This is a genomic window from Klebsiella sp. 141162, assembly GCF_050600755.1.
GTDB classification, from domain to species: domain Bacteria; phylum Pseudomonadota; class Gammaproteobacteria; order Enterobacterales; family Enterobacteriaceae; genus Klebsiella; species Klebsiella aerogenes.
Window position 1 is genome coordinate 159,359 of the sequence record NZ_JAQIRI010000003.1, and the last position, 11,712, is coordinate 171,070.

Sequence of the window (11,712 nt, forward strand, 5' to 3'; positions counted from 1 at the left end):
GAGAACCGTCATGACCGAACAACAAGCCATTTACGAAGAAGTCTCCTCGCTGCTGGTGAAGGTATTTGAAATCGATCCGCAGGATATTAAACCTGAGGCCCGCCTGTACGAAGATCTCGAACTGGACAGCATCGACGCCATCGACATGATCGTCCATCTGCAAAAGAAAATCGGCAAGAAAATCAAGCCAGAAGAGTTTAAAACCGTACGTACCGTGCAGGATGTCGTCGATGCGGTAGAACACTTACTGAAAGAAGCGTAATTCACCGTGTCGGGCATACGCTCGCTGCCGGTCGTTCCGTTAATGACAGGGGTATTGCTGCTGGCCTGGCCGTTCTTAGTCTGGTTTGGCCTCGCGCATAACAGTCTGCAATGGCTACTACCGTTAATGGCGCTGCTGCTGTTTTTACGCTTTCGCCAGACCCGGCGACAGGCGGGGCCACTGAGCGTGGTTACTCAGGTCGTAGCGGCAGCCGGCATGACGCTGTGCATTGCCAGCTATCTGCTAAAAACCCATCAGCTGCTGCTGTTTTATCCGGTAGTAGTAAATAGCGTCATGCTGGCAGTGTTTGGCGGTTCGCTGTGGTCAAGCATGCCGATAGTCGAGCGCCTGGCGCGGCTGCGGGAACCGGTTCTTCCCGAGCGCGCCGTGCGTTACACCCGCCGGGTTACCCAAATCTGGTGCGCCTTTTTCATCCTCAACGGCGGCGTTGCGCTGTTTACTGCGCTATACGGCGATATGTCCCTGTGGACGGCGTGGAACGGCATGATTTCCTATCTTCTGATGGGAACTCTGATGGCCGGCGAGTGGCTGACCCGCCAGCAGATGATTAAACGAGATAAACCATGAAGCAGCCCCTTATGCTGGCCCAGTGGCTCAGCACAGCGCGTCCGTCGGACACGCTGATTGCGTGGCAGGAAGAACACCGCTGGACGCTGGCGCATCTGCGCTACGATGTCGCCCAGCTGCTTGCCTGTTTGCAGCAACAGCAAGGCGAACGCTGGGCGCTCTGTTTTGATAACAGCTACCTGTTTCTGGTCGCCCTGCTGGCCACGCTGCATGCGGGAAAAACGCCTGTGCTTCCCGGCCACAGTCGCGCGTCGTTATTAAACGAACAGCGGGCGCTTTTCGACGGCATATTGAGCGATAAGCCGCTGGCGTGGCGCGGGCCGCTACAGGTTGTGCATTCCGCCATGACGACCGCCCCCCACGAATACGCATTCCCGGCAATTGACGATGACGCCGATATTGAGCTTTTTACCTCCGGTTCTACCGGTGAACCGAAGCGAATTAGTAAGCCCGTCAAGAGTCTCGACCGCGAGGCGGCGCTGTTAGCCGCGCACTATGCCGGACGCCTGGCAGACTGCCGGGTAGTGGCATCGGTCGCGCCACAGCATTTATATGGCCTGACGTTCCGCCTGTTCCTGCCCATGGCGCTAGGTTTGCCGCTCCACGCGGCGATGATTGAGTACGCCGAGCAGTTAACGGCATTGAACCCTGACCATCGCTATCTTTTTATCAGCAGCCCGGCTTTCCTCAAACGTCTCGATCGCCAGTTGCCCCCGCCACCGGTCGCGATGATTTTGTCCGCCGGCGGCAAGCTTCTGTGGCAGGATGCGGTGCAAACCGCCAGTTGGTTTGCTGTCTGGCCGGATGAAATTTACGGCAGCACGGAAAGCGGAGTTATCGCCTGCCGCCAGCGCCTGCAGGATGATACGCCGTGGCAGCCGTTCCCCGGCATCCGCTTTCAGCCGCAGGGCAACACAATTCGTCTATTTTCGCCGCTTATCGCCGACGATAACGGCCTGGTTATCGATGATATTTTGCATTTCAATGAAAGCGGTCAATTCCAGCTGGCAGGTCGTCGCGACCGGGTGGTGAAAATTGAAGAGAAGCGCATTTCACTAAGCGAAGTGGAACATCGATTACTGGAACTGGATGGCATTCTTGATGCCGCCGCCCTGCCTATTACCCGCGGCAGTCGCCAGAGCGTTGGCGCGTTGTTAGTTCTGCACCCAGACGCCCGTCTCCGCTGGGGAAAAAGTCAGGAATTACAGTGGCGAAAAGCGCTGCGCGCCTTGCTGGAACCTGTGGCCATCCCTCGCTACTGGCGGGTGATTGACGAGATCCCCGTTAACAGCATGAACAAGCGTGTCTACGCGCAATTACAGGAGTTATTTCATGAAGCCCCATGAAATTGGGCGCCGTCAGCCGCAAGCCGATCGGGTTGAAATCGTACTCTCTCTCGACCCGGCGCTATTCTGGTTTCGCGGCCATTTTGCCGTGCAGCCGCTGCTCCCCGGCGTCGCGCAGATGGACTGGGCGATGCATTACGCCACCATGCTGCTGGCCCCCGGCTGGCGTTTTCACAGCGTTCAGAACGTGAAGTTTCAGTCGCCGCTATTGCCGGACACGACCGTTACGCTCGCCCTCAACTGGCAGGAGGCGCGCCAGACTCTGACGTTTAGCTATCTGCGCCACGACGGCGAAGCGCGACACACCGCCAGCAGCGGGAAAATTCGCTTATGCCGCTAAATTTCTCTCCCTGCGTTCTGATCCCCTGCTATAACCACGGCGCAATGATGCCGCGGGTGCTGGCGCGCCTGCAGCCCTTTGGCCTGCCGTGCATCGTGGTGGACGACGGCAGCGATACCAGTACGCGGCAGCAGCTGGAGCGGCTGGCGGCGGAAACCGCCAGCCTGACCCTAATCCGCTTACCACAGAACGCGGGCAAAGGCGCAGCGGTGATCCGTGGGCTACAGGCCGCGGCGGAAGCCGGGTTCAGCCATGCGGTGCAGGTCGATGCCGATGGTCAGCACGCCATCGAAGATATTCCACAACTGTTGGCGCTGGCGCAGACGCATCCCGAGGCGCTGATTTCCGGGCAGCCGATTTACGACGACTCTATCCCGCGTTCGCGCCTGTACGGGCGCTGGATAACCCACGTCTGGGTATGGATTGAAACGCTGTCGCTGCAGCTGAAAGACAGTATGTGCGGCTTTCGCGTCTATCCGATAACGCCAACGCTACGGCTGGCGCAGCGCGTGCCCCTCGGCCAGCGTATGGATTTCGATACCGAAGTGATGGTGCGCCTCTACTGGCAGGGGAATACCAGCTACTTTGTTCCGACCCGCGTGACCTATCCACCGGACGGTTTGTCGCATTTTGATGCCTTCAAAGATAACTGCCGCATCTCGCTGATGCACACACGTCTGTTCCTCGGCATGCTGCCGCGGATGCCGTCGCTGCTGTTTCGCCGCGCCTCGCCGCACTGGGCGCGCCAGCAGGAGGTAAAAGGATTATGGGGAATGCGCCTGATGCTGCTGGTGTGGCGGCTGCTGGGGCGCAAGGCGTTCACGCTGCTGCTTTATCCGGTAGTCGGCGTGTACTGGCTGACGGCCGCGACGGCGCGCCGCGCGTCGCAACAATGGATCACCCGCGCGCGCGAACAGCTCGCCGCGCGCCAGATGCCGATACCGCCAACCCTGACCAGCTACCGGCACTTCCTGCGCTTTGGCGAGGCGATGCTGGATAAAATCGCCAGCTGGCGCGGCGAGCTACAGTTTGGTCGCGACGTGGTCTTTGCCGCAGGCGCCGAGGAGACGCTGAATATCAGCGATCCGCGAGGAAAGCTACTGCTGGCCTCGCATCTCGGCGATGTCGAGGCCTGCCGCGCGCTGGCGCAACTGCAGGGCAGCAAAACCATCAACGCCCTGGTATTCAGCGAAAACGCGCAACGTTTTAAACAAATTATGGCGGAGATGGCGCCTCAGGCCGGACTCAACCTGATGCCGGTGACCGATATCGGCCCGGAAACCGCCATGCTGTTGCAAGAAAAGCTGGATCGCGGCGAATGGATCGCTATTGTCGGCGACCGTATTGCGGTTAACCCGCAGCGCGGCGGCGAATGGCGCGTCTGCTGGAGCCGTTTTATGGGACAAGACGCCCCCTTCCCGCAGGGGCCGTTCATTCTCGCGGCTATTTTGCGCTGCCCGGTGAATTTGATTTTCGCTCTCCGCCAGCAGGACAAACTGCGCATTTACTGCGAGCCGTTCGCCGATCCGCTGCTGCTGCCGCGCGCCGATCGCCAACAGGCGCTCCAGCAATGCATCGACCGCTACGCCGAACGGCTGGAACACTACGCGCTGCAGTCGCCGCTCGACTGGTTTAACTTTTTCGATTTCTGGCGTTTGCCGGATCCCAAAGATAAGGAGTAAAGGGTGCTTAACGATCCCCGTTTTACTGCTGAAGTAGAGCTGACTATCCCGTTTCATGACATCGATATGATGGGCGTCGTGTGGCATGGCAACTATTTTCGCTACTTCGAAATTGCCCGTGAGGCGCTGCTTAACCAGTTCAACTACGGCTACCGGCAGATGAAAGCCTCGGGTTATTTGTGGCCGGTGGTGGATACCCGCGTGAAATACCGCGACGTCATTACCTTCGAACAGCGCATTCTCGTCCGCGCGCGGATAGAAGAGTTTGAGAACCGCTTGCGCATCGGCTACGAAATTTTCGATGCCGTCAGCGGCAAGCGCACCACCACCGGGTACACCATCCAGGTCGCGGTAGATGAAAATAGCCGCGAGATGTGTTTCGTCAGCCCGGATATCCTGTTTGAACGCATGGGGGTCACGCCATGAGATTACTGCTGCTGTTAGGGCTGTTTATCAGCCCGCTGGTCAGCGCCCTGACGCTTGATACCCTACAACAACGGTTCACCGAACAGCCGGTGGTACGCGCCCACTTCGATCAAGTTCGCACGATTAAGGATCTACCGCAGCCGCTGCGATCCCAGGGGAAGATGTTGATCGCCCGCGATAAGGGTTTACTGTGGGATCAAACCTCGCCGTTCCCAATGCAGCTGTTGCTGGATGACAAACGGATGGTGCAGGCGATTAACGGCCAGCCGCCGCAGACCATCACCGCCGAAAACAACCCACAGATGTTCCAGTTCAACCATTTACTGCGCGCGCTGTTCCAGGCGGATCGTAAAGTCCTGGAAGAAAACTTCCGCGTAGAATTTGCCGATAAAGGCAACGGCCAGTGGACGCTGCGCCTGACGCCCATCACTACGCCGCTGGATAAGATTTTTGCCCGCATCGATTTAGCCGGAAAAACCTATCTGGAGCATATTCAGCTCAACGACAAACAGGGCGATCGCACCGATATTACGCTTTCCCAACATCAACTGACGCCAGCGCAACTGACCGATGACGAACGCCAACGCTTTGCCGCCCAGTAAACGCCCTGCGCTGTTATGGGCCGTCGTCTGCCTGATCTTCGCGGGCGCGCTGCTGTCGCTGCTGCCGCAGGCCAGGCTTAACAGTAGCGTACTGGCTATGCTGCCGAAACAGACGCTTGGCGCGATCCCGCCCGCCCTGAACGACGGTTTTATGCAGCGGCTGGACCGCCAGCTGGTGTGGCTGGTCAGCCCCGGTAAACAGGCCGATCCGCAGGCGGCCCGCGACTGGCTGCAGCGGCTGCAACAATCGCAGGCGTTGGCCGAGGTAAAAGGCCCAATGGATGCCGATAGCCAGCAGGCCTGGGGCGCGTTTTTCTGGCAACATCGCAACGGTTTAATTGACCCCGCTACCCGCGCGCGCCTGCAAAACGGCGGCGAAGCGCAGGCGCAATGGATCCTCTCGCAGCTCTATTCGGCATTTTCCGGCGTCAGCGGCAAAGAACTGCAAAACGATCCGCTGATGCTGATGCGCGGTTCGCAGCTGGCGATGGCGAAAGGCGGCCAGCGGATGCAGCTGCAGAACGGCTGGCTGGTGACCAAAGACGCCCAGGGCAACCTCTGGTATCTGTTGCATGGCGAACTGGCGGGATCGTCATTCGATATGCAGCAGACGCACCGGCTGGTCACGACCCTCGGCGAGCTGGAGAAGGAATGGAAAACGCGGTATCCGCAGGCGCAGCTATTGTCACGCGGCACCGTGTTCTATAGCGATTACGCCAGCCAGCAGGCGAAGCACGATATTTCTACGCTCGGCGCGGCGACGCTGTTCGGCGTGATCCTGCTGATCGTCGCGACGTTTCGCTCGCTCCGCCCGCTGTTGCTATGTCTGCTCTCTATCACGATCGGCGCGCTGGCCGGCACCGTCGTCACGCTGCTGCTATTTGGCGAGCTGCATCTGATGACCCTGGTGATGAGCATGAGCATCATCGGCATCTCCGCCGACTATACGCTCTATTATCTGACCGAACGGATGGTGCATGGCGCGGAATTAACCCCGTGGCAGAGTCTCGCCAAAGTGCGTCATGCGCTGCTGCTGGCGCTGCTCACCACCGTCGTGGCGTATCTGATTATGATGCTGGCCCCCTTCCCGGCGGTTCGCCAGATGGCGCTCTTCGCGGCGGTCGGCCTGAGCGCCTCATGCCTGACGGTGATTTTCTGGCATCCATGGCTGTGCCGCGGGCTCCCCGTGCGCCCGGTACCGGCAATGCTGCTACTGTTACGCTGGCTCGCCGCCTGGCGGCGCAATAAAAAGCTGTCCATCGGCTTCCCCGTTGCGCTAGCGCTGTTGTCGCTGGCGGGGCTAGCGACGCTGCGGGTGGATGATGATATTTCGCAGCTCCAGGCGCTGCCGCAGGATATTCTGGCTCAGGAAAAAGCGATTACCGCGCTCACCGGACAAAGCGTCGACCAGAAGTGGTTTGTGGTGTACGGCGAATCCGCCCAGCAAACGCTGGAACGCCTGGAAGCATTTATGCCCGCGCTGGCTAAGGCGCAAACCGACGGTATACTCGACGGATATCGCGCCATTCCGCTGAATTCGCTCGCCCGACAGCAGCAGGATCTTACCCTGCTGCAACGCGCCGCGCCCGTCGTCGGCCAGGCGCTAAGTCACGCCGGGGTGGCAAAAGTTAATCCCGATCTCAACCCGATGCCGGTAACGGTCGACGACTGGCTTGCCAGCCCGGCCAGCGAAGGCTGGCGGCTGCTATGGCTGACGCTGCCGGATGGCGAAAGCGGCGTTCTGGTCCCGGTGAGCGGCGTGAAAGACAGCGCGGCGCTAAAGGCGCTCAGCGCAAAGCAGGCTGGCGTTGCGTGGGTCGATCGTAAAAGCGATTTCGACCAGCTTTTCGCGCTCTACCGCCATATTTTAACCGGACTGTTGTGCGTTGCGCTGGCGGTGATTGCCTGCGGAGCCGTTCTCCGCCTTGGCTGGCGCAAAGGGCTAATAAGCCTGGTGCCGTCGGTACTGTCGCTGGGCTGCGGGCTGGCGGCGCTGGCGCTTAGCGGCCACCCGGTTAACCTGTTCTCCTTGCTGGCGTTGGTGCTGGTACTGGGCATCGGCATTAACTACACGCTGTTTTTCAGCAACCCGCGCGGCACGCCGCTGACATCGCTGCTGGCGGTCACGCTGGCGATGATGACCACCTTATTAACGCTTGGCATGCTGGTCTTTAGCGCCACTCAGGCCATTAGCAGTTTTGGCATTGTTCTGGTGAGCGGCATTTTCACCGCTTTCCTGCTTTCGCCGCTGGCGATGCCGACCAAAAAAGAGAAAAAAAGACGATGATAAGACCATCATTCTGGCGCGCCTTCGCGCTACTCGCCGCCTTAGTACTGGCCGGCTGCAGCCATTCGCAGCCGGAGCCGCAAGGCCGCCCGCAGGCATGGCTTGAGCCGGGTACGCGCGTCACTTTACCGCCGCCTGGCATCTCGCCGGCTATCAGCTCGCAACAGTTGCTCACCGGCAGCTTCAACGGCCAAACCCAGTCGCTGCTGGTCATGCTCAATGCCGATGATAAAAAGCTCACGCTGGCGGGCCTGTCGTCCGTCGGTATCCGTCTGTTTCTTGTGACCTACGATGAAAAAGGGCTGCGCGCTGAACAGTCAATCGTGGTTCCGCAACTGCCGCCGGCCAGCCAGGTGCTGGCCGATGTCATGCTCAGCCATTGGCCGGTTAGCGCATGGCTGCCGCAGTTGCCGAAAGGCTGGACGCTAACCGACCGCGGCGACAAACGCGAACTGCGTAACGCGCACGGGAAGCTGGTCACGGAAATCACCTATATCAACCGCAAAGGCAAGCGCGTGCCGATAAGCATCGAACAGCACGTCTTTAAATACCACATCACCATTCAATACCTGGGTGACTGAGATGATCTACATTTCTGCCGTCGGCATGATTAACGCGCTGGGTCGCGATAATGATGAAGTCGCCGCCAATCTGGCTCGCGGTATCGCGCCCGGCATGCACCCGCGCGAGGGGTGGCTACAGGGACATCCGCAGGCGGTTTTCGCGGGCGTGGACGGCGAATTACCCGCCATTCCCGATACCTTTAGCGCCCATCGTTCGCGCAATAATCAACTGCTGCTGGCGGCGCTGGCGCAAATTCAGCCGCAGGTGGATGACGCCATCGCCCAATACGGGCGTGAACGCGTTGCCGTAGTGCTTGGCACCAGCACCTCGGGGCTCGACGAAGGTGACGCGCACGTCACGTTGACCCTTAGCGGCGCGGAAAGCGCGGCCTGGCAATATCCGCAGCAGGAGCTGGGAGACCCGTCGCGTTTTCTCAGCCACTGGCTGGCGCTGGATGGCCCGGCATTTACGCTGTCAACCGCCTGCTCATCCAGCGCCAGAGCCATTATCAGCGGACGCCGACTGATTGAAGCCGGGCTGGCGGATGTGGCGATTGTCGGCGGCGCGGATACCCTCAGCCGAATGCCGATTAACGGCTTTCACAGCCTGGAGTCGCTCTCCACGACTCAGTGCCAGCCGTTTGGCCGCGATCGCTGCGGCATCACTATCGGCGAAGGGGCGGCGCTGATGCTGCTGACCCGCGAGCCGCAGCCTATCGCGCTGCTGGGTATCGGCGAGTCCAGCGACGCCTGGCATATTTCCGCCCCGCATCCTGAGGGAGAAGGGGCAATTCGCGCTATCCAGCAGGCGCTGGACGATGCGGGCATCGCCCCTGAACAGGTGGGCTATATCAACCTGCACGGCACCGCCACACCGCTGAACGATCGGATAGAGTCTCACGTCGTCAACGCGCTATTTGGCGAGCAGGTGCCATGCAGCTCCACCAAACATCTGACCGGGCATACGCTGGGCGCGGCGGGGATCACCGAAGCCGCCATCGGCATGCTGATCCTGCAACGCAATCTGCTGCTGCCGGCGCAGGACTTCAGCCAGTCGCCGCGCGACGCGACCCTTCCGCCGTGCGGGATTATCGAACGTCCCCTACCGTTGCCGCGGCCGATTATCCTGTCGAACTCGTTTGCCTTTGGCGGTAATAACGCCAGCATTCTGCTCGGGAGCATTTAATGAGCCACTACTTATCGCCCGGCGCTTATCTACCGCACAAGCCGCCAATGCTGCTGCTGGAAGAGGTCGTCAATGTCACCGACGAAACCGCTACCTGCCGGGTCACGGTCTCGACCCATGGCGTCCTGGCGCCGTTTATTGATGCCGAGGGCAATCTCCCCGGCTGGTTCGCCCTGGAACTCATGGCGCAAACCGTTGGCGTCTGGTCCGGATGGCACCGCCAACAACAGGGGCAAACGTCCATCTCACTAGGCATGGTGCTTGGCGCGCGCGAGTTAGTCTGCGCGGCAGGATACCTGCCGGGCGGCAAGGCGCTGTCCATCACCGTAAAGCTGTTAATGCAGGACGAGCGTTTCGGCAGCTTCGAATGTGCCATTACGGCAGACGATGAAGAACTGGCAAGCGGACGGGTCAATACTTTCCAGCCGACGCCAACAGAACTTAACACCCTATTTCAACAAGGAGCGTCAGAATGAGTCGTTCAGTTTTGGTCACCGGCGCCAGTAAAGGCATCGGTCGCGCTATCGCCCGTCAGCTGGCGGCGGATGGCTTTGTGGTCGGCATCCACTATCATCGCGATGCGTCGGGCGCACAGCAAACGCTGGAGGCGATTACCGCCGCTGGCGGCTCGGGTCGTCTGCTGAGCTTTGATGTCGCCAACCGCGCGCAGTGTCGCGACGTGCTTGAGCAGGATATGGCCGAACACGGCGCATGGTACGGCATTATCAGCAACGCCGGCATCGCCCGCGACGGCGCTTTCCCGGCGCTCGGCGAAGAGGACTGGGACGCGGTGATCCACACCAACCTCGACAGTTTCTATAACGTCATTCATCCCTGCATCATGCCGATGATTAGCGCGCGCCAGGGCGGGCGTATCATCACGCTCTCGTCCGTATCCGGCGTCATGGGCAACCGGGGTCAGGTCAACTATAGCGCCGCTAAGGCGGGGATCATCGGCGCCACCAAAGCGCTGGCCATTGAACTGGCGAAGCGTAAAATCACCGTCAACTGCATCGCCCCGGGGCTTATCGACACCGGGATGATCGAAATGGAAGAGACTGCGCTAAAAGAGGCGATGTCGATGATCCCGATGAAACGCATGGGACAGGCGGACGAGGTGGCAGGGCTTACCAGTTATTTAATGTCGGATATTGCGGGATATGTCACCCGACAGGTCATTTCAATCAATGGAGGGATGTTATGACACGTCGTGTGGTCATTACCGGGATGGGCGGCGTCACCGCCTTTGGCGACAACTGGCAGGATGTTTCGGCGGGGCTGCAGCGTTATAAAAACGCCGTGCGCGCCATGCCGGAGTGGCGTATTTACGAGGGTCTGCATACGCTACTGGGCGCGCCAATCGATGATTTCACCCTACCGGCCCACTATACCCGTAAGCGTATTCGCGCGATGGGCCGCGTGTCGCTACTTTCTACCCGCGCCACTGAACTGGCGCTCGAGCAGGCCGGGCTTATCGATGATGCCGTGCTGAGCAACGGCGAAACCGGCATCGCTTACGGCTCGTCAACCGGCAGTACCGGCCCGGTGAGCGAGTTCGCCACTATGTTGACGGAAAAGCACACCAACAATATTACCGGCACCACCTACGTGCAGATGATGCCCCACACCACTGCCGTTAATACCGGGCTGTTTTTCGGTCTGCGCGGCCGAGTTATTCCAACGTCAAGCGCCTGTACCTCCGGTAGCCAGGCGATTGGTTACGCCTGGGAAGCGATTCGTCACGGCTATCAAACGGTGATGGTCGCCGGCGGCGCGGAAGAGCTATGCCCGTCGGAAGCCGCGGTATTCGACACCCTGTTCGCCACCAGCCAGCGTAATGAACAGCCCGACCTCACCCCCGCCCCGTTCGATGAACAGCGCGATGGGCTGGTGATCGGCGAAGGCGCCGGTACTCTCATACTGGAAGAGCTGGAGCACGCCAAAGCGCGCGGCGCGACTATCTACGGTGAAATCATCGGCTTCGCCACCAACTGCGATGCCGCGCATATCACCCAACCGCAGCGTGAAACCATGCAGATCTGCATGGAACAATCGTTAAAAATGGCAGGCTTAAGCGCCCGGGATATTGGCTACATTTCGGCCCACGGCACCGCAACCGATCGCGGCGATGTCGCCGAAAGCCAGGCGACGGCGGCGATTTACGGCGACAGCGTGCCGATCTCCTCGCTGAAAAGCTATTTCGGCCATACCCTTGGCGCCTGCGGGGCGCTGGAGGCGTGGATGAGTCTGCAGATGATGCGCGAGGGCTGGTTCGCGCCTACGCTGAATCTGCATAAGCCGGATGCTAACTGCGGCAATCTTGACTACATCATGGGCGAATCGCGCAAGATTGATTGTGAATTCCTGCAGAGCAACAACTTCGCCTTCGGCGGCATTAACACCTCAATCATTATTCAGCGCTGGCCGTAA

At 59.9% G+C, this 11,712-nt stretch carries 13 protein-coding genes; all 13 read left to right on the forward strand.

Annotated elements, in window-relative coordinates; translation table 11 throughout:
* The first annotated feature begins 10 nt into the window (after nucleotides 1–10).
* Genes PGR23_RS11960 through PGR23_RS12020 form a run of 13 tightly spaced genes read left to right on the forward strand, consistent with a single transcriptional unit; the run spans nucleotide 11 to nucleotide 11,712 of the window.
* Nucleotides 11–262, forward strand: coding sequence for an acyl carrier protein (locus PGR23_RS11960; protein WP_047047899.1), 252 nt, complete (start codon nucleotides 11–13; stop codon nucleotides 260–262).
* 6 nt (nucleotides 263–268) lie between these two features.
* Nucleotides 269–850, forward strand: a complete 582-nt coding sequence (locus tag PGR23_RS11965; RefSeq protein WP_045397056.1) for a hypothetical protein — start codon at nucleotides 269–271, stop codon at nucleotides 848–850.
* Nucleotides 847–2,196: an AMP-dependent synthetase gene (locus PGR23_RS11970; protein WP_396279331.1), complete on the forward strand. Its 1,350-nt coding sequence runs from the start codon at nucleotides 847–849 to the stop codon at nucleotides 2,194–2,196. The genes PGR23_RS11965 and PGR23_RS11970 overlap by 4 nt, the downstream gene beginning before the upstream one ends.
* Nucleotides 2,183–2,536, forward strand: coding sequence for a hydroxymyristoyl-ACP dehydratase (locus PGR23_RS11975; RefSeq protein ID WP_063447385.1), 354 nt, complete (start codon nucleotides 2,183–2,185; stop codon nucleotides 2,534–2,536). Before PGR23_RS11970 ends, PGR23_RS11975 begins: the two co-directional genes overlap by 14 nt.
* Entirely contained in the window at nucleotides 2,527–4,218 is a 1,692-nt protein-coding gene (locus PGR23_RS11980) for a glycosyltransferase family 2 protein (protein ID WP_396279330.1), read from the forward strand. Before PGR23_RS11975 ends, PGR23_RS11980 begins: the two co-directional genes overlap by 10 nt.
* Before the next feature lie 3 nt (nucleotides 4,219–4,221).
* Complete coding sequence (locus tag PGR23_RS11985; protein WP_045397072.1) at nucleotides 4,222–4,644, forward strand: acyl-CoA thioesterase; 423 nt, start codon at nucleotides 4,222–4,224, stop codon at nucleotides 4,642–4,644.
* A complete protein-coding gene (locus tag PGR23_RS11990; RefSeq protein ID WP_045397076.1) occupies nucleotides 4,641–5,246 on the forward strand; it encodes an outer membrane lipoprotein carrier protein LolA in 606 nt (201 codons plus the stop codon). The genes PGR23_RS11985 and PGR23_RS11990 overlap by 4 nt, the downstream gene beginning before the upstream one ends.
* Complete coding sequence (locus PGR23_RS11995) at nucleotides 5,215–7,533, forward strand: MMPL family transporter (protein ID WP_396279329.1); 2,319 nt, start codon at nucleotides 5,215–5,217, stop codon at nucleotides 7,531–7,533. Before PGR23_RS11990 ends, PGR23_RS11995 begins: the two co-directional genes overlap by 32 nt.
* Complete coding sequence (locus PGR23_RS12000) at nucleotides 7,530–8,114, forward strand: DUF3261 domain-containing protein (RefSeq protein WP_047078863.1); 585 nt, start codon at nucleotides 7,530–7,532, stop codon at nucleotides 8,112–8,114. The genes PGR23_RS11995 and PGR23_RS12000 overlap by 4 nt, the downstream gene beginning before the upstream one ends.
* Before the next feature lies 1 nt (nucleotide 8,115).
* Nucleotides 8,116–9,282 (forward strand): beta-ketoacyl-[acyl-carrier-protein] synthase family protein, encoded by a 1,167-nt coding sequence (locus PGR23_RS12005; RefSeq protein WP_047078862.1) that lies wholly within the window; start codon nucleotides 8,116–8,118, stop codon nucleotides 9,280–9,282.
* Nucleotides 9,282–9,758 carry a 3-hydroxy-fatty acyl-ACP dehydratase gene (locus PGR23_RS12010; RefSeq protein WP_045397087.1) on the forward strand — a complete coding sequence of 159 codons (477 nt, stop codon included), beginning with the start codon at nucleotides 9,282–9,284 and terminating at the stop codon, nucleotides 9,756–9,758. Before PGR23_RS12005 ends, PGR23_RS12010 begins: the two co-directional genes overlap by 1 nt.
* The gene (locus PGR23_RS12015) at nucleotides 9,755–10,486 is read left to right on the forward strand and encodes a 3-ketoacyl-ACP reductase FabG2 (RefSeq protein WP_048964459.1); all 732 of its coding nucleotides are present in this window, start codon (nucleotides 9,755–9,757) and stop codon (nucleotides 10,484–10,486) included. The genes PGR23_RS12010 and PGR23_RS12015 overlap by 4 nt, the downstream gene beginning before the upstream one ends.
* Complete coding sequence (locus PGR23_RS12020; RefSeq protein WP_063415714.1) at nucleotides 10,483–11,712, forward strand: beta-ketoacyl-ACP synthase; 1,230 nt, start codon at nucleotides 10,483–10,485, stop codon at nucleotides 11,710–11,712. Before PGR23_RS12015 ends, PGR23_RS12020 begins: the two co-directional genes overlap by 4 nt.